Origin of the sequence: Kurthia huakuii LAM0618, assembly GCF_000505545.1 — a bacterium.
GTDB classification, from domain to species: Bacteria; Bacillota; Bacilli; order Bacillales_A; family Planococcaceae; genus Kurthia; species Kurthia huakuii.
The window spans coordinates 345,208-371,377 of record NZ_AYTB01000007.1; the positions used below are offsets into that span (position 1 = coordinate 345,208).

The window sequence follows — 26,170 nt, forward strand, 5'->3', positions numbered from 1 at the left end:
CTGATTATGGCATATACACCTATGATGCAACAATATATTGACATTAAAAAAGACTATAAAGATGCTTTCGTCTTTTTCCGTTTAGGCGATTTTTATGAGCTCTTTTTTGATGATGCGACAAAAGCGTCGCAATTACTTGAAATTACATTGACCGGTAAAGATGCGGGTGCTCCGGAGCGTATTCCGATGTGTGGCGTGCCGCATCATTCGGCGCAAGGCTATATTGAAGCGCTCGTACAAAAAGGCTATAAAGTCGCGATTTGTGAGCAAACCGAAGACCCGCGTCAAGCAAAAGGTGTCGTGCGCCGCGAAGTTGTACAGGTCGTGACACCGGGGACATTAATGGACGGTAAAGGGCTCGATGGCAAGACGAATTTATTTATCGCCTCGGCTGAAAAGCTAGGAGCGCGCTATAGCTTTTGTTATTTAGACATTTCAACAGGGGAAGCAACGGCAACGTATGTCGACGGAGCAAATGATGATTTAATGCAACAATTACAATCACTGGGCATTCGTGAGCTCGTTGTATCGGATGCATTTTTTGATGAATTAAAAGAGCTTGCCGATGTTTATTCGATTGTATTATCAATTGAACAGCAAGCGATGGATGCAGCAAATAGTGCGCATTATACCGCAGAATCACCCGAAGAATTACATGCGACAATTTGTACATTGCTACGCTATATTGAGCGTACACAAATGCGTTCACTTGCGCATATTCAGCCGTTTAGCTACCAAGAAGTCGAACAATATTTAAATATTGATACGCATTCCAAACGTAATTTGGAACTTATTCATTCTTTACGTGGTGGCGACCAAAAAGGAACGTTATTATGGCTGTTAGATGATACGGTGACAGCAATGGGTGGCCGTAAATTAAAACAGTGGCTCCATCAGCCTCTAGCGAATCAACAGGCGATTGATAAGCGCTTAGGCGTGGTTACGGCGCTACTTGAAGAGTACTTTTTACGCATGGAGCTGCAGGAGTTATTTACAAATGTGTATGACTTAGAGCGCTTAGTAGGCCGCGTGTCATTTGGCAGTGTTGGTGGTCGCGATTTAGCACAGCTGCGTGATTCATTGCGCCAATTGCCAGCGATTCAACAGCAACTAGTAGAATCAGGTCGCGACAATTTAGTGGCACTAGGACAAGCGCTTGATTTATGTGAAGATATTGAGCAGTTTCTCGCAACCGCAATTACCGACAATCCACCGATTTCAATTAAAGAAGGCGACGTCATTCGCGAAGGCTACAACGCACGTCTTGATGAATTACGCGATGCCTCGCGCAACGGCAAAGATTGGATTGCGCAACTAGAGAAAAAAGAGCGTGAGCGTACCGGCATTAAAAACTTAAAAATTGGTTATAATCGTGTATTTGGCTATTATATTGAAATTACAAAATCGAATATCCATTTAGCGGATTTAACACGTTACGAACGCAAACAAACGCTGACGAATTCAGAGCGTTACATTTCTGAGGAACTGAAAGAAAAAGAAGCGCTTATTTTAAATGCTGAAGAAGAAGGTTCGACACTAGAGTACAAGCTGTTTACAGAAATTCGTGAGACGATGAAACCATACATTGGACGTCTGCAAAAAATTGCGGCACAAATTAGTGCGTTAGATGTTTATGCAGCGTTTGCAACGGTGTCGGAAAAATATCGTTTCGTCAGACCTACGTTCCATGCTGACCGCGCGTTAAAAATTGTGAATGGCCGTCACCCGGTTGTTGAAAAAATGTTGAATAAATCAACGTATGTTCCAAATGATTGTGTACTGGATGCGAATGAAAATATGATGCTGATTACAGGACCGAATATGTCTGGTAAATCGACGTATATGCGTCAAGTCGCATTGATTACGGTCATGGCGCAAATGGGCTGCTATGTGCCAGCAGATGAAGCGGTGTTACCGATTACCGATCAAATTTTCACGCGTATTGGTGCTGCCGATGATTTAGCTGGCGGACAATCGACGTTTATGGTGGAAATGCTTGAATCACAACATGCGATTATGAATGCCACGTCGCGCAGTTTATTATTATTTGATGAAATTGGCCGCGGTACATCAACGTATGATGGTATGAGTTTAGCGCAAGCGATGATGGAATATATTCATGACCATATTGGGGCTAATACGTTGTTTTCAACGCATTATCATGAACTGACAGCGCTAGAAGAGCAATTGTCGCATTTGCGTAATGTGCATGTATCAGCGACCGAACAAGATGGCCGCGTTGTATTCTTGCACAAAGTAAAAGAGGGACCTGCTGATAAATCATACGGTATTCACGTTGCGCAGTTAGCCGATTTACCACCAGAAATTATTGAGCGTGCGCACGTGCTACTAGAACAATTTGAAACGCAACATGACGGTGCGGTCAAAATTGTTGAGAAGCGCGTTGAAGTGCCTGTTGAAAAAATCGTTGAAAAACGTATTGAGGTACCGGTTGAAAAAATTGTTGAAGTACCAGTAGAACGCATTGTCGAAGTACCACAAACAGCAACAGCGGTCGCCGAGCCAGCTGCCCAACTATCATTATTTGAAGAGCAAACAGAAGAGGAGCAGTCTGTGCTAACAGAACTGCGCGCATTAAATGTTTCGGGTACAACACCGATGGATGCGCTGCAGTTAGTCTATAAATTACAACAGCAATTGCTGAAAAAATAACGAAAAGGAAGTGCATTCGATATGGGTAAAATTCATATTATGGATGAATTTCTATCGAATAAAATTGCGGCAGGTGAAGTAGTCGAACGCCCAACGTCTGTCGTTAAAGAATTAGTCGAAAATGCCATTGATGCAGGGAGTACGGCGATTGAAGTATTGTTAGAAGAAGCGGGCTTGATGTCGATTCAAGTGATTGATAATGGCAGCGGCATGGACGAGGATGATGCGCTCATTTCGTTTCAACGTCATGCGACGAGCAAAATCAATAACGAACATGATTTGTTCCGCATTCGCACACTCGGCTTCCGCGGTGAGGCGCTTGCATCGATTGCTTCCGTTTCAAAGTTGACGCTCTCAACGTCAAATGGTGAGCATGGTGTCGAAGTGACATTAGAAGGTGGACACGTCGTTAGTAAACGTCCGGGTCCACTACGTAAAGGGACCGACATTACCGTTGCGCAATTGTTTTACAATACACCTGCCCGCTTAAAATATATGAAGACGATTCAAACAGAATTAGGTCATACGATTGATTTAATGAACCGTTTAGCGCTCTGTTATCCGCAAATCGCATTTAAGCTTGTTCATCATGACCATGAGTTATTAAAAACGAATGGCCGCGGTGATTTGCGCCAAGTGCTCGCAGCAATTTATGGCGTCGCGAATGCAAAAAAAATGGTGCACTTTGAAGGTGAGACCGCCGATTATAAAGTGACCGGTTATGCGACAATTCCTGAAATTACGCGCGCGTCTAAAAATTATATGTCGATTTTTGTGAATGGTCGTTGGGTACGACATTACACTGTTCAAAAGGCGATAATTGAAGCGTATCATACGTACTTACCAATTGGACGCTTTCCAATTGCCGTACTTCATATTGAAGGCGATCCGTTTTTAACAGATGTCAATGTTCATCCATCAAAGCAACAAATTCGCCTAAGTAAAGAAGGCGATTTAATGAAGATTATTGAAGAATCGCTTCATAAGGCGGTACGCGTATCGATGCAGGCGCCTGAAATTATGAAGAAACCAAAAAAACAACCAGCGCAGACGGCACAAATTAATTTTTGGCAAGGGCTGGATTACCAACAAACGGCTGTTGAGCAATTTGGTGATAAACCGCGCCCAAAAACGATCGAACCGCAAACGATTTTAGAAGCACCACAACAACCACGTTACGAATTGAATGAACTAGATGAGAAAGGTTTTAGTGAACCGGAAACATGGGAACAGATAAGAGAACGTGAAAATCATCACGCACCGGTTGAACAACTACAAGAGGTAAGCGATGGAGAGATGTCGCAACCTGAAGTAACGACCGAATTACAAACGGTAAAAGAGCCGTTTCCAATGGTTGAAATTATCGGGCAAATTCATGGGACCTATATTATCGCGCAAAGTGAAGATGGCTTTTATTTAATCGACCAACATGCTGCGCAGGAACGTATTAAATATGAATTTTTCAAGGATAGGGTTGGCGAAGTAAATGCCGGCGAACGCCAGGCGCTATTATTGCCGTTGACATTCCATTATTCAGCAGATGAGTCGTTGCAGTTAATCGAGCATATGGCCGAATTAAATGAAGTGGGCGTTTTTTTAGAAGAGTTTGGTCAACATTCCTTTATTGTGCGCGAACATCCTACGTGGTTCCCAAAAGGGATGGAGCAGGAAATTATTGAGGAGCTGATCGAACAAGTATTGACCGTGCGCAAGACGGATATTAAAAAGCTTCGCGAAGCGGCAGCGATTATGATGAGCTGTAAAAAATCGATTAAAGCAAATCACTATTTAGACAAACGACAAATGGAACGCTTGCTTGTCGATTTGAAAAAATGCGTCAATCCATTTACGTGTCCACATGGTCGCCCGGTTGTCGTGCATTTTAGAACGTATGAAATTGAAAAAATGTTCAAACGTGTTATGTAAATTTGAAGGGAGAGAATTTCATGTTTTCAGCTAAAAAGCGTCAAGAAACAATTGAAACACTCGAAAAATATTCATTTGACTTACTCGTTATTGGTGGGGGAATTACCGGTGCTGGGATTGCGCTCGACGCAGTGTCGCGAGGCTTTTCAGTAGCGCTTGTAGAAATGCAAGACTTCGCCGCAGGAACATCAAGTCGCTCAACGAAATTAGTACATGGCGGCTTACGTTATTTAAAGCAATTACAAATCGATGTTGTCGCAGAAACAGGGCGAGAGCGCGCGATTGTTTATGAAAATGGGACACATATTACGACGCCACTTGGCATGTTGCTACCTTTTTATAAAGGGGGTACGTTTGGCCCGCTATCTACGTCTGTCGGGTTAAAAGTATATGATAAATTGGCACAAGTGAAAAAAGATGAACGTCGCGTCATGCTAACACCAGGTGAAACGTTTGAAAAAGAGCCATTATTAAAAACAGATGGCTTACAAGGTGGCGGCTTGTATGTCGAATATCGTACGGACGATGCGCGCTTAACGATTGAAGTGATGAAGAAGGCGGTCGAACTCGGCGCGATTTGTTTGAATTATGCGAGCATGGAAGAGTTTGCGTATAAAGATGGCCGCGTAGCAGGTGCAACCGTAAAAGATGACGTAACGGGCCATACATTTGAGATTGAGGCATTGTCGGTTATTAATGCAACTGGTCCGTGGACAGATAAAGTGCGCGAAAAAGATGTCGTCTCGAACAATAAAAAATTGCGTATGACAAAAGGTGTGCATATCGTTATCGACCAAGCGGTATTTCCGCTACAGCAAGCAGTTTATTTTGATACGCCAGACGGTCGCATGGTATTTGCAATTCCGCGTGAAGGCAAGGCGTATATCGGAACGACTGACACTTTTTATGATGCCGACCCGAAAAAGCCAACTGCTGGCCAACAAGATATAACATATATTTTAGATACGATTCATTACATGTTCCCGGATGTGCATATTACACAAAAAGATGTCGAGTCTTGCTGGGCAGGGGTGCGCCCGTTAATTTATGAAGAAGGAAAAGACCCATCGGAAATTTCTCGTAAAGATGAAATTTGGGAAGCGCCTACAGGGTTACTGACGATTGCAGGTGGTAAGCTAACAGGGTATCGTCATATGGCGAAAGATATCGTTGACCGTTTAGCGAAGCGCAAACAGTTTAAGCACTATGCACCTTGCCAAACGCAACATTTACCGCTTGCAGGGGCAGAAGGTTTAACGCCGGAAACATTCGAGTCGTTTGTAGCAAAACGCACAAAAGACGGCGAAGATTTAGGTTTAACAGCCGCACAAGCGCGCCATCTCGTTGAAAAATATGGCGCCAATGTTAGCAAGTTGTATCAAATCATCGCCACGCTGCCACAAGAGACATTTGGCTTACCAAAAGACTTGTATGCAGAGGTCGTATATGCTGTTGAGTATGAACAAGCATATCGACCATCAGACGTGCTCGTGCGCCGTACAGGGCGTATGTTCTTTAACATTACGAGTGTGCATGATTACAAAGATGGCGTACAAAAATTAATGGCGGACTTGTTACATTATAGCGCGTCTGAAAAAGAACGTTATCGCCTAGAAGTCGAAGAGCTATTATATGATGCCTCACATTTTGCAAAGGATGGAACATATGCGTAAAGAAGATGAAATTTTAACAATGCCAGATGGCTATCAAATTGCAACATCTATTTATTTACCAGATGGCGACTATAAAGGATATCTCCATATTTTACATGGCATGTCAGAATATCATGGTCGCTATGATGATTTTGCGCGTTATATTGCGGCGCATGGCTATGTTGTTGGATTACATTCTCATCGCGGGCATGGCGAAAATGCTGCTTTAAATCATACGCCACTTGGCTATTATGGCCCGGTAGATGGTTTTGCTAAAGTAGTTGATGATGTCGATGTAGTTATGACGACATTTCGTCAGCGGTACGCGTTACCGAAACCAATACTACTTGGGCATAGCATGGGCTCGATTGTTACGCGTCGCTTTATTGAATTATATAGTGACAGTGCGACACGTTGCTAATTGAAAAGATTAGCCACTAGCCCTCGGTTAGGAGAACTGACAATCTGATAGGTCGAATGAAAGGGTAACGCCTTGAAAGGCCTAATCTAATACTCCGAATAGCGATTATTATGCTACTAAGAAATCGTTATAAGCTCGGTGAAGTCAGCTGAATATCACCCTAATCAGAAATGAAGGAATAAGGGATAGAGGTATCTCTCGTGATAGATAGGCTGGGATTCTATAAGATTACAAATGGTTAGTATGATAGACGATAAAAGGTCTATCTGACAAAGTTCTGAATGTACGGCTCTAAAGATATAGGTGTCCGAAAGGACATTAACAACTGTAAGTTGGGTTAGTGAGGTAGAGTAAGATTTGTCTTTATGAAATACCTTATGATGTTACAGGCATCATCAAGCTAACAGGGCTAGAGGAACGACCTAAAAGTAATGAATGTAAAGATAGGATTGTTGGAACGTGGTAAGCTGACCACATGGAGATGTAGCAGTCGAAGAAGTGGTATTAAGGAAAACGAAAGTATAACTTAATTTAAGGTCAGTGAAAGTGGTGGCACAGTACCTATGAAGTCATGATAATAAGTGATGGAGGGATAGCCACTAGTCAATGTTAACGACTAAAAACATAATTTATTATATACACAGGTTCTCGTATGACTAAAAGAAATGTGAAAACTAATCAGAAATGGTTGGTGAATAATATTGACTGTGTCAGTTAAAACTCTTAAACGCTTAATAATTTAAGAATAAAAGCTGAAAATAATGAATTAATTTTATAGGTTAACAATGATGGAACGCCGTATGAGTTGAAAAACTCACGTACGGTGTGAATGGGGGGAAAAACTGGAGATAATATCAAAGGTTTACCTATCCATATCGATTCAAAAGGTGATTATTATGGGCACGCTTGTGCATACACCGAAGCATCAAATGGCAGCTATTCTTGCAAAGAAAATGGCGAAACGCGATGGCGGGGATGCCGTCGCAACAATTGTCGATCGCTTAGGCGCCTCAACGAATAATCGCAAAATAAAAAATGCTAAAACGCCAAAGGATTGGTTATCAACCGATGAGGCGCAAGTGCAAGCATATATTCATGACCCGTTTTGTAGCTATACATCGACGAATCAATTTTATGCCGATTTTATGGATGGCTTTGAATTGTTATCTCGCCCAACGGAAGTGGCAAAAATTCGCAAAGATTTACCGATGTTGCTCATTAGTGGAAGTGATGACCCGATTGGTGACTACGGGAAAGGCGTTTGGAAAGTCGCGCGTCAATATTATGATGCCGGCATTTCAAAGCTGAGCGTCCACCTTTTTGATGGCATGCGACATGAAATTTTGAATGAAACAAATAATCAACTAATCTATCAAACGATTTTGAAATGGCTGGAGAAAAAGATTTATGAACAACAACTATGATGTGATTGCGATTGTCGGACCTACGGCAGTCGGCAAAACGGCACTAAGCATTGAGCTTGCTAAAAAGCTTGATGGCGAAATTATTAATGGTGATTCGATGCAAGTGTATCGGGAGTTAAATATTGGTACCGCAAAAATTACACAAGAGGAAATGGACGGTATACCGCACCATTTACTCGATATTTTAGCACCGACCGATAGTTTTTCGGTTGCTGATTACCAGCAAGTCGTCCGCGAAAAAATCGCTGAGATTCAGGCGCGTGGCAAAATGCCGATTATCGTCGGTGGAACAGGTTTGTATATCCAAGCCGTATTGTACGATTTCCGTTTTACCGAAGAAAAAATTGATGATGAGGTGCGCGCGGCGTATTATGCGGACTTAGAAAGAGTAGGTCCTGAAGCGATGCATGCGCGACTTGCTGCTGTAGATCCTGACACAGCGAAAATGATTCATCCGAACAATACCCGCCGCGTTATTCGTGCGCTAGAAATGGCTGAGCATAGCGATGTTAAAAAATCGCATGAAGCGCAGCATCAAGGGGAACAAGCTTTGTACAATCATTTGATTATCGGCTTAAATATGGACCGTGAAAAATTGTATGACCGCATTAATTTACGCGTCGATATGATGTTAGAGCAAGGTCTTGTTGAAGAAGTGCGCGGCTTATATGACCGTGGCATTCGAGATGTACAGTCTATTCGTGCGATTGGCTACAAGGAGTTGTATGATTATTTTGATGGCCGCGAAACATTTGAACAGGCCATTGAAAATTTAAAACAAAACTCTCGTCGTTATGCGAAACGTCAATTAACATATTTCCGTAATAAAATGACGATTACGTGGTACGATTCTTTTTCTGCAAAAGAACAGCTTTTTAAGGATATTTTCCAATAAATAGGGGTATATCTATTGTGTAGAATAGATTAATTGGAAGATGAGGGGGATGTCAGTTCATGAAGCCAGCGAATTTACAAGACACATATTTAAATCAGCTGCGTAAAAATGGGGTGTTCGTGACCGTATTTTTACTAAATGGATTCCAACTGAAAGGTACGATTCGTTCATACGATAACTTTACGGTACTGCTAGAATCAGAAGGAAAACAAAATTTAATTTATAAACATGCGATTTCAACGTTCGCACCATCGAAGTTGGTTGAGTTGCCAGAACAATAAAATTAAGCCGACTACCTTGCGGGGTATCGGCTTTTTTTGTATAGTTAAGACGAATCAATTAAAGGGGGAATTTATTGTGGCAGTAAAAAACATTACAGCAAATGAAGTATTAGACAAATTTGATGCGAATGAAGCATTAAATGTCATCGATGTACGTGAAGACGACGAAGTAGCAAATGGTGTGATTCCAGGTGCACTTCATATTCCGCTTGGTCAAATCGCGGATCGTCAAGGTGAGCTAAACAAAGACACAGCGTATATTATTGTGTGTCATGCGGGTGGCCGTAGTTTCACAGCGGCTTCTTATTTAGATAATGAAGGCTTCAATGTGACAAACATGGAAGGCGGCATGAGCGCTTGGGAAGGCGAATTAGAATTCTAATTTGAATCGTGTCATTCCATTCAGGAGAACTGCGTTATTTGCGCAGTTCTTTTTTTGTATTTAAAGAGTGCAAAAAAGGAAATAGTAGTGTAGATAAAAAACTACATAACTGTATCGGTATATATACAAAAAAACGGAATTTTAAATAAAATTAATGTTTTTTCGACAATATATTGCGAATTTATGATTGGTACACTACAATCGGTGTAGATAAAAAAAGACAATAATTAAAAATGTAAGCGCTTTTGTTGGCTCCGGATTTTACTTGGTGTTGATAGTGTGATGGCATGAAATGGAATTTTCTTTAAAAAAAGTTTTATACGGTCATAATTCCAATAATTGGTTTAATAGTGGCCATTGTCTTATTCTCACTTGGACTTGGAATTTAGGAGGAGTTGTGATGGAACAAGTAGCAGTAATTGGTACAGGGACGATGGGGCATTCGATTGCGATCGCAGTTGCGTGGACAAAACAGCCAGTCGTACTCTATGGCCTGTCAGAACAAGAGTTGCACCAGGCGCGGCAAGAAATTACCGAAAAAGTCGCGCGTATGGTCGAGGAGGGGTTGCTCGATGATGCGGCAATCTTGCTAAACTGTATTCAATATAGTCAAGATTTACAGCAAGCAGTTGAAGGTACGTCACTTATTGTTGAAGCGATTCCGGAACAATTGCCACTTAAACATGCGCTTTATAAGGAGCTTGAACAGCTCGTTGCACGAGAGACGATTATTGCAAGCAATACATCGGGATTAATGCCTAGTGATTTGGCCGCTCGGAGCCGTTATCCCGAACGTTTTATTGTGACGCATTTTTGGAATCCAGCACATTTAATACCACTTGTTGAAATTGTCCCTGGTAAAGAAACGACTGAAGCGGTTGTACAGCGCACAAAGGCATGGATTGAAGCGATTCATAAACAGGCGATTATCGTCCGTAAAGAAGTACCGGGTTTTATTGGCAATCGCTTACAGTTTGCATTGTTTCGTGAAGCACAAGCACTGTATGATGCGGGTGTGGCGACAAAGGAAGATATTGACGCGGCAGTGACGTCTAGTATCGGCCGCCGCTTGCCGGTGACCGGGCCATTGATGAGCGCCGATTTTGGTGGGCTCGATGTTTTTAAAGCGATTTCGGATTATTTATTTGATGATTTAGCGACGCTTCAACAAGCTAGTGAGAGACTGAATCAGCTCGTTGCAAATGGGCATGTCGGCGTTCGGAGTGGCCAAGGCTATTATACATGGTCACGTCAACAACGCACGTATATTGAGGCAACGCGAGAACGACTATTAATGCGTTTTTTACGTGAGGAGAAATTGTAATGGAGGAGAGAGTAGTCATTATTACTGGCGGGGCACAAGGCATTGGCTATGAACTAGCGCAAACATTTTACCGAGCGGGTGATTGTGTTGTACTCGTTGACTTGCATGACGAAGTGGTCACGGCTGCGAAAGCTTTAGGCGAACGTGCAATCGGCATTGTTTGTGACGTGACAAATGAAGAAATGATTCAAGCAGTAGTTGACCAAGCTATCACGACATTTGGGCGCATTGATGTCGTTATTAACAATGCGGGGCTACAACATGTTGCTAAAATTGAAGATTTCCCAACGGAAAAGTTTCAATTGCTTATCGATGTCATGCTTGTTGCACCATTTATGATGACAAAGCATGTGTTGCCGCATATGAAAAAACAACAGTTTGGGCGCATTTTAAATATGGCGTCAATCAATGGTGTCATTGGTTTTGCTGGCAAGGCTGCTTATAATTCTGCGAAGCATGGCGTCATTGGCTTAACGAAAGTAGCGGCGCTTGAAACGGCAGAACATGGCATTACGGTCAATGCGATTTGTCCGGGTTATGTCGACACCGAGCTTGTGCGCAATCAGTTTGCAGATTTAGCGGCAACGCGTGGTATAACAAGCGAAGCAGTACTTGAAGAGGTGTTATATCCACTTATTCCGCAAAAACGTTTAATTGATGTGCGTGAAATTGCTGATGTGGCGTTCTTTTTAGCATCGGATAGCGCAAAAGGTATGACCGGACAGACCGTTATTATTGATGGTGGGTATACGGCACAATAGGGGGCGATTGAATGGACATTCAGTGGGCAAGTTACATGCAACCACTCAGTCATCAGCTTGCTCACACGACAACGTTACAGCAAGCTGCACGTTATTTTTCGCGCCATACGATTCACGTAGTGGTCATTGTCGAGCGCGGCCGCGTTGTAGGAATTTTAGAAAGCCAAGATATACTCGCACATATTGATCACGTAACGATGTTAGTCGAAGCGGCCATGCAACCGGTAACGAGCGTGAGAATTGAAGAACTATCGTGGCAACAGTCCTTTCCGGTCATCGTTGAAAATCACCAACATCAACAACTTGGCGTGTTAACAAAAGAAGTGTTACACATCATAATGAATGATGTTATGCATCATTATGCGATTGAGAAAAAAGCCTTTGAGTTGACGCTTGAACATGCTTATGAAGGAATTGTTGTCGTAGACCATCAAGGGATTATCTTAGAATTTAACGATGCATACAGTCGTTTTACCGGCGTGCCGCGGCAACTTGCGCTTGGGCGACACGTGACTGAAATTATCGAAAATACACAGATGCATGTCGTTATCCAAACCGGTATCGCTGAACGCAATCAACAGCAACTGATTAATGGCCAGGAAATGCGCGTGCATCGGTTGCCACTGCTTCAAGATGGCGCGACGATTGGTGCAATTGGCTTTTTAATGTTTGAGGAGATTACGAAAATTTATAATGTGTATGACCAAATGCATCAAAATAATTTGTTGCAGCAGTCGTCACATATGAAAGAAGCACTTCATACGCATGAGCGCGACTTGATTATTCAAGTGTTGAAGGAGCACGGTGGCAATAAAGTAAAAACCGCTGCTGCGCTAGGGATTCATCGCACGACATTGTATCAAAAATTAAAAAAGCTCAATATTGAATAGGGGGATAACGATGGATAAAGTAACGCAGTCATTTGAGGAAATTGTCAAGCAAATTCCAGACGGTGCGTCAATTGCCGTTGGAGGCTTTGGTTTAAGTGGTATTCCAGAAAAATTGATTTTAGCACTCGTTGCACAGGGGACGAAAGATTTAACGATTTATAGCAATAACTGCGGCGTCGATGATTGGGGTTTAGGTTTGTTATTAAAGGAGCGTCAAATTAAAAAAATGGTCGCCTCGTATGTCGGTGAAAACAAAACGTTTGAACAGCAGTTTTTAAATGGCGAAATTGATGTCGAATTAACACCGCAAGGAACATTAGCGGAGCGCTTGCGAGCAGGTGGTTCCGGCATTCCAGCATTTTATACGCCTACTGGGGTCGGGACACCGATTGCAGAGGGCAAAGAAGTACGCCAATTCGACGGGGAAGAGTATGTATTAGAACGAGGGATCGTTGCTGATTTCGCGTTTATTAAGGGCTGGAAGGCAGATCGCTATGGCAATATCGTCTATCGTCATACGGCACAAAACTTCAATCCATTATGTGCGATGGCAGGTAAAGTCACAATTGCCGAAGTCGAAGAAATTGTCGAGCTTGGCGCGTTATTACCAGATGAAGTGCATACGCCGGCAGTATTTGTGCAGCATGTATTAGCAGGCCAGCAGTATGAAAAGCGCATCGAAAAACGGACGGTGCGTTCAAAAGGAGGCGAAGCGTAATGACAGCACGTGACGTGATTGTACAGCGCGCAGTAAAAGAAGTTCAAGATGGCATGAATATTAACTTAGGAATCGGTATGCCAACGCTTGTCGCCGATGCGTTGCCGGCTGGGGTTGATGTGTTATTGCAATCAGAAAATGGTATGTTAGGCATTGGACCTTACCCGGTAGAAGGGACAGAAGATGCCGATTTAATTAATGCTGGGAAGGAAACGGTTACGGCAGTGAATGGTGCGTCGTATTTTGATAGTGCGACGTCGTTTTCGATGATTCGTGGTGGTCATATTGATTTGGCTATTTTAGGTGGCATGGAAGTGTCGCAGCACGGAGACCTCGCCAACTGGATGATTCCCGGTAAAATGGTGAAGGGCATGGGCGGTGCGATGGATTTAGTCGTTGGAGCCAAGCGCGTCATCGTTATTATGGACCATGTTAATAAGCACGGGGAATCTAAAGTGAAGAAGGCTTGTACATTGCCGCTTACCGGGCGCGGGGTAATTAATCGCCTGATTACCGATTTAGCGGTATTTGACTTTACCGAACAAGGCATGGTGCTCGTTGAATTATTAGACGGTCATACACTAGAAGATGTAACAGCGAAAACCGAAGCGGAATTTATTAACGGTTTAACATAGAAAAAGAGGAGTGGCATCTCGGTGCGACTCCTCTTTTTTAGTGTGAATTGCGTAATTTTTTAAAAGGCAAACGCCAACGTCGTACATATGAAATGACGCGTAGAGCGGTTATAATAATGAATAATAAATAGAGACCAATATCGCTTGTAACGAGCTGAAGCCCGACAATTAAGCCAATTAAAATCGCCCAAGCCGCGTATACTTCATCGCGCAAGACAGTCGGTTTACGACTTGCGAGTAGGTCGCGCACAATGCCACCGCCAGCACCTGTTAAGACAGCGGCAACAATCGCCGCGCTAAATGGTAAATTTAATTGGACAGCAAATAATGCGCCCTGTATCGCAAAGGCAGCCAAGCCAATCGCATCAAAAAAGTTTCCCCAGAGCGGCCAATGACGTAATAGGCGTTGCGGGAATAAAAACATAATCGTAATGGCGATAATCGCAATTTGGAAAAACATTTCTTGCTCCCACAGTGCGGAGACGGGGACACCAATTAATAAATTACGGATGGCGCCGCCTCCGAATGCTGTGACGACGCCAAGAAGATAAACGCCAAAAATATCGTATTCTTCTTCCATCGCGACAATGGCACCTGAAATCGCAAAGGCAATCGTGCCAAAAATACTTAAAACTTCCCAAGCCAATAGGACCACTCCTTTCCTTCAATCCAATGAATTGTAACAAAAAATGGTCGCTTTTTCATCAACTTTGTTTGACTAGTTGACAGTTATTGATAAGATTGAAGAGAACTTTAAATAAGGAGCTGGGACAAATGGCATTCCAATCAACATTAACGGCGGAAACACGCCAATTAGGTAAGGAAATGGAACAAAAAATAAGCGCACAATTCGAGCATATCGAAGACATCGCTTTTTATAATCAACAAAAGGTACTTGCAGCATTTCGTAACAATCAAGTGAGCGAAAATCACTTTAATGGCACGACAGGCTATGGCTATGATGATGAAGGTCGTGATAATTTAGAGCGCGTTTATGCCGAAGTGTTTGGTGCGGAAGCGGCAATCGTTCGTCAACAAATTATTTCAGGCACACACGCGATTACATTATCGTTATTTGGCGTGTTACGTCCTGGCGATGAACTTATGTATATTACCGGCCAACCATATGATACGTTGCAATCAATCGTTGATGGTGGCGATAAAGATACCGGCTCATTAAAAGATTGGGGCATTGGTTATCAACATATCGATTTAAATGCTGACAATAAAGTTGATTTTGATGCTGTAAAAGCAGCGATTTCAGACAAGACGGCAGTCGTTGCGATTCAACGTTCAAAAGGCTATGCAACGCGCCCATCATTTACGATTGCTGAAGTAGCAGATATGATTAAGCAAGTTCGTGCAATCAAAGAAGATGTCATTATTTTTGTCGATAACTGCTACGGCGAGTTTGTCGATCAACAAGAACCAACAGAGCTAGGTGCCGATTTAATGGCTGGTTCATTAATTAAAAACCCAGGTGGCGGTTTAGCAAAAGTGGGCGGCTATATTGCCGGTCGCGCTGATTTAGTCGAAAAATGTGCCTACCGCATGACGACACCGGGCATCGGTGCGGAAGCGGGTCCATCGCTGAATACATTAACGGATATGTATCAAGGATTTTTCTTAGCGCCACATGTCGTGTCACAAGCGTTAAAAGGCGCGGTGTTTTCAGCGGCGATTTTAGAACAAATTGGCATGACACCAGAGCCACGTTTTGATGCTACGCGTACCGATTTAATTCAATCGGTATCGTTTAAAACACCAGAGCAAATGATTCAATTTTGCCAAGCCGTTCAACAAAATTCACCGGTCAATGCGCAGTTTGCACCGGAACCATCACTCCTACCGGGCTATACCGATGAAGTAATTATGGCAGCAGGGACATTTGTGCAAGGGGCGAGTATCGAATTTTCTGCTGATGGCCCAATCCGTCCGCCGTATACGGTGTATATGCAAGGTGGTTTAACGTATGAACACGTCAAAACAGCCATTTTAAGTGCAGTTCAACAAATGCACTAATCAAAACGAGCGATTCTTACTTATGATAAGATTCGCTCGTTTTTTTTCTTATATTCTGATTCGATGGAATTGTTCGAAAAATGATATGTTAATTTTCCTCACATGGAATTGACACGAAAACTAACATGCTTTAGTATAAAACGTGTGAAAGGCGAGGTGAGCGATATGAGTCGCGAGATAAGACGCTCGATGCCGTTACTATCAATTAGTATAGTAATGCAATTAACGGATTTAACAGCACGTCAAATTCGTTATTATGAAGAGCATGAGTTAATCGAGCCTGCCAGAACAGAGGGCAACCGCCGCATGTTTTCACTCAATGATGTAGATGCACTACTAGAGATTAAAGATTTATTAGAACAGGGCATCAATATGGCAGGGATTAAAAAAGTTTTTGCATTAAAGAACGAACCTGTAGTATCCAATCAACGAAAAAAAGAAATTACGGATGCCGATTTACGACGCATTCTTCGTGAAGAAATGCAGCAAGCGCAAAGCATGCATCGCACTTCACTACGACAAGGTGATCTATCTCGCTTTTTTAGACGTTAAAAAAACGAGTTGTAATAATACTTACTATAAACTATTAGGAGCTGATTTTTCATGGGTAAATTCACAAAAGATGATATTCGCAAATTAGTTGAAGAAAAAGAAGTAAAATTTATTCGTCTTCAATTCACAGACATTTTAGGTACAATCAAAAACGTTGAGATTCCAGTGTCTCAATTAGAAAAAGCATTAGATAACAAAATGATGTTTGATGGTTCGTCAATCGAAGGATTCGTTCGTATTGAAGAATCAGACATGTACTTATTCCCAGACCTTGATACATTTATCGTATTCCCTTGGACAACGGGTAAAGGTACTGTATGTCGTTTCATCTGTGACGTATACAAAGCAGACGGTACACCATTTGAAGGAGACCCACGTAACAACTTACGCCGCATCTTAGCACGTATGGAAAAAATGGGCTTCACAGACTTTAACTTAGGACCTGAACCAGAGTTCTTCTTATTCAAACTAGATGAAAAAGGCGAACCAACATTAGAGTTAAATGACCACGGTGGTTACTTTGACTTAGCACCAACTGACCTTGGTGAAAACTGCCGTCGCGATATCGTTCTTGAATTAGAAGAAATGGGCTTTGAAATTGAAGCATCTCACCATGAAGTAGCTCCTGGTCAACACGAAATCGACTTTAAATATGCGAATGCAATTACAGCTTGTGATAACATTCAAACATTCAAATTAGTCGTGAAAACAATCGCTCGTAAACACGGTTTACACGCAACATTCATGGCAAAACCTTTATTCGGCGTAAGCGGTTCTGGTATGCACATGAACGTATCATTATTCCAAGGTAAAGAAAATGCATTCTTCGACGAAAATGCTGACATGCAATTATCGGAAACAGCAATGCAATTTATGGCAGGTGTCTTAAAACACGTGAAAGGGTTCACAGCGATTACCAATCCAACAGTAAACTCTTACAAACGTTTAGTACCTGGCTACGAAGCACCTTGCTACGTTGCATGGTCTGGTCAAAACCGTTCACCATTAATCCGCGTACCAGCTTCACGTGGTTTATCAACTCGTATCGAAGTACGTTCAGTTGATCCAACAGCAAACCCATACTTAGCGATGGCTGCTATTCTTGAAGCCGGCTTAAACGGTGTTGAAGAAAAATTAACACCACCACCAGCTGTAGATCGTAACATCTACACAATGACAGCTGAAGAACGCGTAGAAGAAGGTATCGGTAACTTACCAGCAAACTTGAACGATGCATTAAAAGAATTAGCTGCTGATACAGTTATTCAAAAAGCATTAGGTAGCCATATCTATGCAAACTTCAAAGAAGCAAAAGAAATTGAGTTCGAAATGTTCCGTACGCACGTACACCCATGGGAACGCGAACAATATTTAAAAATGTACTAAGCCGATAAATAGTTGAGGCTTTGACAAAACAGTTCTTTTTCCTTTTTTAGCGTTCGCAACACAAAACCGGAACCGCGCCACAGCGCGATTCCGGTTTTTTTATGCTCATCTGAGATGGTATTGTTACACGTATGTCCCAGCCTCTTTTTTTGTATTCCTTTATGCGTATGCGCTGTTACGCAGTTGTATAATAGGGAATCTTTTAAACAACGAGGGTGCGTTTATGAAAATGATTTTATTGTTGTTTACGAGGAGGAATCTAGCACGCGATGACATTGAAAAAATCACCGTATCAACTAGTAGACACGACTGCTGTGACGATGCACGTTCATGAGGACACTGTGACATCTAAGACGCTGCAAGTAACGATTACGAATCATACGGCAGATGAGTTTGTATATGGTGTTGGTTATGAGTTAGAAGTTTATGAGCAGGGCGCTTGGTATACGATTGATGAAGGGCCAATCGCCGTTATTTTACTAGCGCTTATGTTACCGCCTTATGCGACAACTACTGAGGACATCGACTGGTTACATGCGTATGGCTCATTAGCACCGGGAACGTATCGCCTTGTGAAGTTGATTGGGCCGCATCGTGTAGCGGCTGTGTTTATTATTGTGTAAACAAGAAAAGCCGGCAGTGCGCATTCACGCACTGCCGGCTTTTCTTTAAGCGAGGGTTCGCTGTTTAAGGCGTAATTTAACGAATAATAATAACAGGAATGCGCTGCCAATACAGCCGAGTAGTAGCCAGGCGGTGCCGTTCCAATCATAGGCGTCGTAAAATTGACCACCGAGTGTACCGATAACGCTTGAGCCAACGTAATAAAATAATAAGTAAAGTGATGAAGCATACGCTTTCACGTCAGGGGCTGCAGAGTTTGAGACCCAGCCACTTACAAGATTATGCCATGCGAAGAAACCGCACGATAACAGAAATAATCCGAACAGCATACTAATGAGCGATGGCAGCATCGTGAGCACAACACCAGCTGCCGTAATAAGCAAGCTGACACGTAACATATGGCTACGCGAGAAGCGACCTCCTAAGCGGCCGACTGCCATCGAACCGATTGAGCCCATTAATTGAAAAATAAATACGAAGCCAACGACTGTTTGGCTAAGATCATATTGTGCCATTAACGGGAAGCCAACGAAATTAAAGACGGCGACATAAACGCCAAGCGCTAAAAATCCTAGTCCATAAAAATACAGCAATTTAGCATCTTTACATGCTTCAAGCAATCCATGCCCTAAATTTTTTAACGAAAAGCGCGTCGCATGGAAATGTTGAGACGGTGTAATGAGTAGCATAAAGACGACCGATAGCAGTAGCGTCATCGCGCCGAGCGTCCAAATCGCGACATGCCAGTTCGTTAAATCAAGCATCGTACTAGAAACAACGCGTCCAAAAAAGCCACCAACGCCACTACCGGTAATATAAATGCCAAGCACTTTTGGGAAATCTTTTGAAGGCAGCTCTTCGGCTAAGTATGTGACAGCAATTGCCGGGAAGCCACTTAATGCAATGCCCTGTAGTGCGCGCAATGCTAATAATGTTTCAAAGTTAGGCGCAAAGCCGACGAGTATATAAATGAATGATGAGCTAATTAACGACACGACCATCATATTTTTACGGCCAATTGAATTGGAAATGGCGGCCATAATAAGCATGCTAAACGCGAGTGTAAACGTAGAAATCGATAACGCTAAACTTGCTTCAGATGATGTTAACTGAAAATCTTCAGTGAAATGTTGAATAAATGTTTGCGGTCCATATAAGTTTGCGAATGTGACAAGGCTCCCGATGAGCATGCCCCACATAATTTTTGTTGTCATGCGTTCCAACTCCTTGCCTTTAATCATACGCTGGCACTTTCATAACGTCTAATACTTAGTTATTATTGAATTGATAACTAAAGGTTAACAAAGGAGCTGAGAAATATCGAGATGCATCAATTGCGTTATTTTCAAACGATTGCCGAGTTAAAGCATTATGGACAGGCGGCGGAACGGTTACATGTGTCACAGCCTGCATTGACGAAAGCTATTCATAAATTAGAACAAGAACTAGACGTTGCGTTATTTATTCGCAGTGGACGCTCGATTGACATTAGCGTGTATGGACAAGCTTTTTTACCGTATGTCGAACGTGCGTTAAAGGAATTGGAGCAGGCGAAAAATCAACTACAAGGCATGAAAAATCCGTTGCATGGTACGGTGCGATTAGCGTTTTTACAATCGATTGGCACGACGCTTTTGCCAAGTATTTTGCGTAGTTTCCGCGAAGCTTATCCAGACGTCACATTTGATTTAGTGCAATGTAGCTCAAAAGAGGCGCTTGATTTGCTGGAGCGCGGCGATGTTGATTTATGCTTAATTACAAATTTTAGCCATACGTTTGATGCGAAAAATTGGTTGCCGTTAAAACGCGAGCAATTGTACGGCTATTGTGCACCTGCGCATGAGTTAGCGCAGTATGACCGCGTGCCACTAGCGGAGCTTGCGGCATATGATTTTGTTGGCTTTAAAGATGAGCAACTCATGCAACAGCAGTTTCAAAAATGGTGTCGTGCGGCAGGATTTAGTCCGAATATGGTATTCCAAGGAACCGATGTGCCAACGGTTGCCGGGCTTATTTCATCGGATTTAGGCATTAGCATTTTGCCGTATTATTCAGGGCTTGAAGCATTGCCGGTCCATCGTTTTACGATTTCTGACATTGATTGCGCGCGCGATATTGGCTTAGCATGGAAGCGTGGTAATATTTTAACAGCATCGTCACAACTTTTTGTCGATTTTACGAGTGCACAGCTTAAAAATAACATGGCGTGAAGGCTCTGATGGCGTGTCGAAAACACAACCGTTATATAATAACGGCGAGGAGGCGTTTGCATGAATACCGAAAAATATTTTGAACATATCGGTAGTTTTATTGATATGAATAATTATGTGTGCGTCGATGACTATTTACGAACACATGATTTAGACGCGACATCGATTGAAGAAATGAAGGCGTGGATTGAATCGCGTTTTACGAAAAGTGGCGAGCGCATTAGCAAACTGTATTTTGAACGCTTATTAGAAGCGGTGACATTATTAAAAAATGACTATGAAATTTATTTGCATGAACGTGAACATAAGCGCCAAATGATTTCAGATAACAATACGAAGCAACGCGAATTGTTCGCGTTATATACGGAGCGAAGGCAGGAGTATGCGGCGCTATCAACGACGATTGCGAAGCAGCAACAAGCATTAGAGCGCATGAATGAACGACTGATGCAGCGCTTTAATTTAGAAATTCAGCAGCAAGAAGAGTTGGATGACCAAGCGGTATTAAATGAGGAACTTGCACAAAAAGAATTACATGACAAGCTAGAAACAGCGCGCAAAAAACGCTCGTTATTGAACCGAAAAATCAATGATATTTCCAAAAGCATTCGCAATTTAAAATCGCGTTTAATTGAATTAGACCGCGATTTAAATACGTTTGAACAGGAAAATCGGGAACTGAATCATCGTTTTATGCAGCGCCTTAAAAAGGTATTTCAGTTTATGATTTTTAGGACGACAACGCATCATCGAAAACTGTATATGTACAATGCGATGATGTATCAGCTAGAGTTTGTTGAGGATGAAGCGGCATTTAATAAAATGCTCATTAATCAAAATCGCAAGCAACAGCAATATGACGGGCGTATTTGGCATGAGAAAGCGAACGAATGGCAACTTAGGGCATATCGCAAGGAATCGGAATGGATTTTAAATCATCTCGGCGAATTTGAATCGAGCCATACGCTGCGCAATATTTTAGATAGCGACGATGATCAAAATGAAATCTTCGTTAAACTGCAACATATTACGCCATTTTATAGCCGTTTATTTGATGAGTCACGTCAATATGATGAATATGAAATGGATGAATATCACTTTATGTATCGTGGGCATAGCGATTCCAATTATAGCTTGGCGCCAAGTATTTATCGCAAACAAAAGTGGCTTGAATCCGAAGAGAAAATGTATCGCGATTTGCATATTAAATGTTCCGAGGAATTGTCACAATATAGCAAAGGACTTGAAGTGCTCGCATCGATGCAACATTATTCATTGCCTACGCGTTTGCTCGATTTGACGAGCAGTCCATTAATTGCGCTATTTTTTGCGACCGAGATGGAACCGGAGATGGACGGCGAATTTTTAGTATTTGCGGAAGAAGAACGAGGTATAGAGTATTATGATAGCGATAAAGCTGAAATGCTCGCCACATTGCCACTGCTGTCATACAGCGATAAAAATAAAATTAAGGTCCATGCGATTAAATGCATTTTGACGAGCCTAAACAAAGTCATTGACGACTTTTTAGTGAACGGCATGACATCGAAACGTAAAAGTGTTCTCGCCGTGCGCGATACGATGATTGAAGATTTTAATAGCCACGCGTCCGTGCATAAATTAGTCCATGAGATGAGCAAAAAGGGCGTTAATTATACATCGAATATTAACCCGATGGATATGCTTGATATTTTAGTCGTGCGCCCGATTCAAAACAATACGCGTATTGTGCGTCAACACGGGGCTTTTATTATTAACGGTTTACTTGAACGCAATGAATGTGAGCGTAAAATCGAAGAAATTCGCTATCGTACGTCAAATGAAAATGATGATGTACGTTCAATTGAAGCCTTTTTAGCGGTTTATGAAGATGTCTTAAACCCACGTTTGCTCGATATGCTTGAAGTGCTATTAGAAGAGGCGAAAAATGGCATTAAAGTGCGCTATATTTTACCATCGAATGTGAAGGCGGATTTGCAGGAATGGCTTGATGTTATTGAAATTAACGAATCGACCATTTATCCAGATTATGAACGCGTCGCAAGCTATTTAAAACGGACCGTACTCGCAAAATAGGAGGAATAAGAATGACCACTTTTTATGATTTTCACGCAACACTTGAAAACGGGGAACAGTATTCATTAGAAAAATATAAAGGTCAAGTCGTACTCGTTGTTAATACAGCAACGAAATGTGGTTTTACGCCGCAATTTGACGGGCTTGAAAAATTGTATGAAGACTACCAACAGCGTGGTTTTGTCGTGTTAGGTTTTCCGTCTAATCAATTTAAACAAGAAGTAGCAACGGGCTCCGAAGCGGCAGCGGCATGTCGCCGCGATTACGGCGTGACCTTCCCAATGCATGAGCTGACGGACGTCAATGGCGACAATGCCGAGCCGGTGTTTAAATTTATGACATCGTCTGCTAAAGGGATACTCGGAAGTGAAAGTATTAAATGGAATTTCACAAAATTTTTAGTAGACCGCAACGGTGAAGTTGTCGAGCGTTTTGCGTCAAAAGATAAACCAGAATCATTAAAAAAATCGATTGAAAAGTTATTATAATATTGCAAAATTAATGAACGTTTGTTATACTTACAAGTGTAAATCGAATATGCAGCACGCGGTGTAAAATCTTCAAAGTGATTTTACTTAAAAGGGAAGTTTGTGAAAGTCAAACGCTGTCCCGCAACTGTAAATACCGGTTGACCTTGCATAACCACTGCTTTTAGCGGGAAGGGCGAGGTAGCGAGAGGTATGAGCCAGGAGACCTGCCGTATGCAAAAGCGTCTAGTTTACCTACGAGGATAGGAAGATGTTGGCTACAGATTATTTTGTAGATGACAGCTGCTCCTGTGTGGACGGCTGTTTTTTTAAACTTTATTGTGAGAGATAAGTATAGATACTTCAACTCACCTATACTCAAAACGCTTGAATCCCTTCAATGATGAAACGTTGCATTCTTTAAGAACTCCCCAAATTCATAAAAAATGAATCACTCATCTTCAAGCGGAGAAAAGAGGCTGGCATAAGTCAGTCTCTTTTTTTGTTGAAAAAAACAGGAATCATTATTCGATTCCTGCCATGACGTTATTGTGTTGAGTCATCATACACTTTACTATAAACCGAAATATGATGGAGTGTACGATCTTTTGCTGAACCGATAAATTTTAACGTATAATTTCCGGATGGATAACTCCAAATACGGTCCGGTCCAATAAATGTTTTTTCGCTAGGTTTCCCTAAGTGCTGTTGGATTTTCTTAAACGAAATGCTCGACAACGGTGTTTTACCATCGTCAGCTACAAATGCGCGTAAATCATATAAAGTATGTCCGCGTCCAATACCGATGCCATAAGCGATTTGTTCCTGCTTTGCAACGCGATATTGCACATAATTCGCTGTATTTAAAAACGATAAGTTCGGTTTTCCCCATTGTTCTTCAACTTGTTGATACGTTGTTTGGCCAACTGTAAACGGTACATTTGGAAGCTGTCCGTTTTTAGCGGCTGCGACAGTTGCGGTTAAAAACGCTGCTGCGTCTATGCTGTCATTTTTTTTCGATGTAGCATTTGTATGTTCCGTAGAAGTCGTGGCAGCATTCGAAGTCGTCGCATTATCTTCTTCTGTTGCCGTTTCTTTTGTTGCTGAACTAGACGTACATGCTTGAAGTACTGCTGTTGCGAGCACACATGGTATGATAAGTCGGGCGATTTTCATTGCAACCCCTCCTATAGAAATTTGGTAAAAAGAACACCGTGTTTAATTATAGCAAAACTTCTATAGGACAACGTGCTGTTTTAAAGAAAAATCACAATTTCTGGATTTAAAAACAGCAATCACGCGTTATTGTGATTGCTGGCAACGTAAAAAATTAATTTGAGAGTTGTTGATTGCGTGCTGTATATGTCGTTGGAATCGCTTTTAATGATTTTAAGTAATCGATAAATGCATCGGTATCAATCCCAACAATTTCACTTTGTTCGAGCTTTTTAAATGTTGCGAAGTTATCGCCGCCACCTTTTAAGTAATTGTTAATGACGATTGTGTACGCTTTGTTCGGATCAATTTTTTCGGTAGTCGCATTGCCAACGAAGACATCTACAATTCCGGCATCATTATACGTGTAATGTAGGCCTGCCACTTCTAAGCCGCGACCACCCGTAAACTGTTCATTTAATACTGCTATAATTTGTGCACCTGTTAATGTGCCAGTATAGACGAAGTTTGAAAATGGTTGTACTTTTTGAGCCGCTTCCCATGTGACGATTTTTTGGCCGTTTTTCACCGTTGTCACTAAATCATCGCGCACGCCACCTGAGTTTGTGAATGCAAAATCAACAGGGCGCTGTAAATTTTGCATAAGCGCGATTTGTGAATCGGCTACTAAATTACCGACTGCAGAGCCACCAATCTGTTTAACAGCGCGCTCATTTGATAAGCGCTCCGCATTTAGTGTCGCAATTTGCGCACGCGTCACCGTACTCGTTAACTGTGAGGCATGTTGTACAAGGCGCTCGACTTTTGTTGCGACGCTATTTTTCTTGATAGCCGCATTTGAGCGTGTGTAATTGTATTTAACTGTAGCATCAGGTGTTTTTACGAAATCCTTTGTTTTTGGACTAATACTACCGGTTGCGACATTGTATGACTTGCCGTAATCGAGTGATTCAACGACGCGAATATCATTTTTACCGTAAACACCATTAGCGAATGAATGACTATGGCCACCGAAGACGATATCGACTGAGTGATTTGGTGCGATTTTATCTAGTTTATCGATGATTGCTGGAACCGCCCCACCAACTTGCGCTTTATTCGGTTTGTTATGTTGCGTTTCAATCGTATTGTTGTGTGTACCGGTATTTTCTACGCTAGCATGAGCAAGGACAACGATAGCTTGAACACCTTTTTTGCGCAATTCTTTATCGTATTTGGCAATGGCTTCTGCTGGGTCAGTGAAGCTTAGATTTTTCGTATGCGTTGGCATAATTAATTGTTGTACATACGGATCTACAACGCCGATAAAGCCGACTTTGACGCCGTTAATCGTTTTAATGTCATATGGTTTAACACCATTAATCGCTTTTTTCGACTTTTTATGAACGACATTTGCCGCTAAAATCGTCGCTTTACTTTTCTCGATGTTGTAGCGACTTACAAGGTCATAGTTTGGCGTGTCATAAGTGGCCTTTTTTCCTTGAATCACGCGTAAAAATTCATCGAGACCTTCGTTTAATTCATGGTTGCCGACAACACCTAGTTGGAAGTTCATCGCATTTAAAATTGAAATGGTTGGATGGTCTTGCAATAAGCCTGAAATCGCAGGGCCGCCGCCTAAAATATCATCTGTATGCACTGAAATCGTATTGGTGTTTGCTGATTTTAAGTTGTT

General features: G+C 42.0%; 24 protein-coding genes and 1 riboswitch. Of the genes, 20 read left to right on the plus strand and 4 right to left on the minus strand.

Translation table 11 applies throughout. The annotated features are described in order from the left end of the window. Window positions 1-6: 6 nt before the first annotated feature. From mutS to V514_RS0103540, 13 genes are all read left to right on the plus strand, one after another. Entirely contained in the window at window positions 7-2,673 is a 2,667-nt protein-coding gene (mutS, locus tag V514_RS0103480; RefSeq protein ID WP_029498335.1) for a DNA mismatch repair protein MutS, read from the plus strand. Between the two features lie 21 nt (window positions 2,674-2,694). Beyond that, entirely contained in the window at window positions 2,695-4,599 is a 1,905-nt protein-coding gene (gene mutL / locus V514_RS0103485) for a DNA mismatch repair endonuclease MutL (protein WP_029498336.1), read from the plus strand. 20 nt (window positions 4,600-4,619) lie between these two features. Beyond that, complete coding sequence (locus tag V514_RS0103490; protein ID WP_029498337.1) at window positions 4,620-6,272, plus strand: glycerol-3-phosphate dehydrogenase/oxidase; 1,653 nt, start codon at window positions 4,620-4,622, stop codon at window positions 6,270-6,272. Then, window positions 6,265-6,672: an alpha/beta hydrolase gene (locus V514_RS0103495; protein ID WP_029498338.1), complete on the plus strand. Its 408-nt coding sequence runs from the start codon at window positions 6,265-6,267 to the stop codon at window positions 6,670-6,672. Before V514_RS0103490 ends, V514_RS0103495 begins: the two co-directional genes overlap by 8 nt. An 896-nt stretch (window positions 6,673-7,568) precedes the next feature. Then, window positions 7,569-8,096, plus strand: coding sequence for a serine aminopeptidase domain-containing protein (locus V514_RS0103500; protein ID WP_029498339.1), 528 nt, complete (start codon window positions 7,569-7,571; stop codon window positions 8,094-8,096). Next, a complete protein-coding gene (gene miaA / locus V514_RS0103505) occupies window positions 8,080-8,991 on the plus strand; it encodes a tRNA (adenosine(37)-N6)-dimethylallyltransferase MiaA (RefSeq protein WP_029498340.1) in 912 nt (303 codons plus the stop codon). Before V514_RS0103500 ends, miaA begins: the two co-directional genes overlap by 17 nt. A gap of 59 nt (window positions 8,992-9,050) precedes the next feature. Then, window positions 9,051-9,272, plus strand: a complete 222-nt coding sequence (hfq, locus tag V514_RS0103510; RefSeq protein ID WP_029498341.1) for an RNA chaperone Hfq — start codon at window positions 9,051-9,053, stop codon at window positions 9,270-9,272. Window positions 9,273-9,348: 76 nt separating this feature from the next. Next, window positions 9,349-9,654 (plus strand): rhodanese-like domain-containing protein, encoded by a 306-nt coding sequence (locus tag V514_RS0103515; protein WP_029498343.1) that lies wholly within the window; start codon window positions 9,349-9,351, stop codon window positions 9,652-9,654. A gap of 400 nt (window positions 9,655-10,054) precedes the next feature. Beyond that, window positions 10,055-10,978 (plus strand): 3-hydroxyacyl-CoA dehydrogenase family protein, encoded by a 924-nt coding sequence (locus V514_RS0103520; RefSeq protein WP_029498345.1) that lies wholly within the window; start codon window positions 10,055-10,057, stop codon window positions 10,976-10,978. Beyond that, a complete protein-coding gene (locus V514_RS0103525; protein ID WP_029498347.1) occupies window positions 10,978-11,739 on the plus strand; it encodes a 3-hydroxybutyrate dehydrogenase in 762 nt (253 codons plus the stop codon). The genes V514_RS0103520 and V514_RS0103525 overlap by 1 nt, the downstream gene beginning before the upstream one ends. An 11-nt stretch (window positions 11,740-11,750) precedes the next feature. Beyond that, the gene (locus V514_RS0103530; protein WP_029498348.1) at window positions 11,751-12,629 is read left to right on the plus strand and encodes a helix-turn-helix domain-containing protein; all 879 of its coding nucleotides are present in this window, start codon (window positions 11,751-11,753) and stop codon (window positions 12,627-12,629) included. A gap of 10 nt (window positions 12,630-12,639) precedes the next feature. Further along, a complete protein-coding gene (locus tag V514_RS0103535; protein WP_029498350.1) occupies window positions 12,640-13,347 on the plus strand; it encodes a CoA transferase subunit A in 708 nt (235 codons plus the stop codon). Beyond that, complete coding sequence (locus V514_RS0103540; protein ID WP_029498352.1) at window positions 13,347-13,982, plus strand: 3-oxoacid CoA-transferase subunit B; 636 nt, start codon at window positions 13,347-13,349, stop codon at window positions 13,980-13,982. Before V514_RS0103535 ends, V514_RS0103540 begins: the two co-directional genes overlap by 1 nt. Window positions 13,983-14,019: 37 nt before the next feature. Here the strand turns inward: V514_RS0103540 and V514_RS0103545 are convergent, their stop codons facing one another. Continuing rightward, complete coding sequence (locus V514_RS0103545; protein ID WP_029498353.1) at window positions 14,020-14,628, minus strand: trimeric intracellular cation channel family protein; 609 nt, start codon at window positions 14,626-14,628, stop codon at window positions 14,020-14,022. Between the two features lie 128 nt (window positions 14,629-14,756). On the opposite strand from V514_RS0103545, the gene V514_RS0103550 reads away from it, so the two are divergent. The 4 genes from V514_RS0103550 (at window position 14,757) to V514_RS0103565 (ending at window position 18,565) form a co-directional block, all read left to right on the plus strand. Next, complete coding sequence (locus V514_RS0103550) at window positions 14,757-16,004, plus strand: methionine gamma-lyase family protein (protein ID WP_029498354.1); 1,248 nt, start codon at window positions 14,757-14,759, stop codon at window positions 16,002-16,004. 165 nt (window positions 16,005-16,169) lie between these two features. Further along, window positions 16,170-16,556 carry a MerR family transcriptional regulator gene (locus V514_RS0103555; protein WP_029498356.1) on the plus strand — a complete coding sequence of 129 codons (387 nt, stop codon included), beginning with the start codon at window positions 16,170-16,172 and terminating at the stop codon, window positions 16,554-16,556. A gap of 51 nt (window positions 16,557-16,607) precedes the next feature. Next, window positions 16,608-17,942, plus strand: coding sequence for a type I glutamate--ammonia ligase (glnA, locus tag V514_RS0103560; RefSeq protein ID WP_029498357.1), 1,335 nt, complete (start codon window positions 16,608-16,610; stop codon window positions 17,940-17,942). 269 nt (window positions 17,943-18,211) lie between these two features. Next, window positions 18,212-18,565 carry an immunoglobulin-like domain-containing protein gene (locus V514_RS0103565; RefSeq protein ID WP_029498358.1) on the plus strand — a complete coding sequence of 118 codons (354 nt, stop codon included), beginning with the start codon at window positions 18,212-18,214 and terminating at the stop codon, window positions 18,563-18,565. A 45-nt stretch (window positions 18,566-18,610) separates the two neighbouring features. Here the strand turns inward: V514_RS0103565 and V514_RS0103570 are convergent, their stop codons facing one another. Then, the gene (locus V514_RS0103570) at window positions 18,611-19,780 is read right to left on the minus strand and encodes an MFS transporter (RefSeq protein ID WP_051392419.1); all 1,170 of its coding nucleotides are present in this window, start codon (window positions 19,778-19,780) and stop codon (window positions 18,611-18,613) included. Between the two features lie 120 nt (window positions 19,781-19,900). On the opposite strand from V514_RS0103570, the gene V514_RS0103575 reads away from it, so the two are divergent. From V514_RS0103575 to V514_RS0103585, 3 genes are read left to right on the plus strand one after another with little or no spacing between them, the layout of a single operon-like run. Then, window positions 19,901-20,776: a LysR substrate-binding domain-containing protein gene (locus V514_RS0103575; RefSeq protein WP_161630164.1), complete on the plus strand. Its 876-nt coding sequence runs from the start codon at window positions 19,901-19,903 to the stop codon at window positions 20,774-20,776. A gap of 60 nt (window positions 20,777-20,836) precedes the next feature. Continuing rightward, the gene (locus V514_RS19600; protein WP_029498364.1) at window positions 20,837-22,852 is read left to right on the plus strand and encodes an FRG domain-containing protein; all 2,016 of its coding nucleotides are present in this window, start codon (window positions 20,837-20,839) and stop codon (window positions 22,850-22,852) included. A gap of 11 nt (window positions 22,853-22,863) precedes the next feature. Continuing rightward, window positions 22,864-23,340 (plus strand): glutathione peroxidase, encoded by a 477-nt coding sequence (locus V514_RS0103585; RefSeq protein ID WP_029498366.1) that lies wholly within the window; start codon window positions 22,864-22,866, stop codon window positions 23,338-23,340. A 42-nt stretch (window positions 23,341-23,382) separates the two neighbouring features. Further along, window positions 23,383-23,568: riboswitch (cobalamin riboswitch) on the plus strand. Window positions 23,569-23,865: 297 nt separating this feature from the next. Here the strand turns inward: V514_RS0103585 and V514_RS0103590 are convergent. Continuing rightward, the gene (locus tag V514_RS0103590) at window positions 23,866-24,495 is read right to left on the minus strand and encodes a DUF4309 domain-containing protein (RefSeq protein WP_029498368.1); all 630 of its coding nucleotides are present in this window, start codon (window positions 24,493-24,495) and stop codon (window positions 23,866-23,868) included. Between the two features lie 154 nt (window positions 24,496-24,649). After that, window positions 24,650-26,134: a bifunctional metallophosphatase/5'-nucleotidase gene (locus V514_RS18745; protein WP_051392420.1), complete on the minus strand. Its 1,485-nt coding sequence runs from the start codon at window positions 26,132-26,134 to the stop codon at window positions 24,650-24,652. Between the last annotated feature and the right edge of the window lie 36 nt (window positions 26,135-26,170).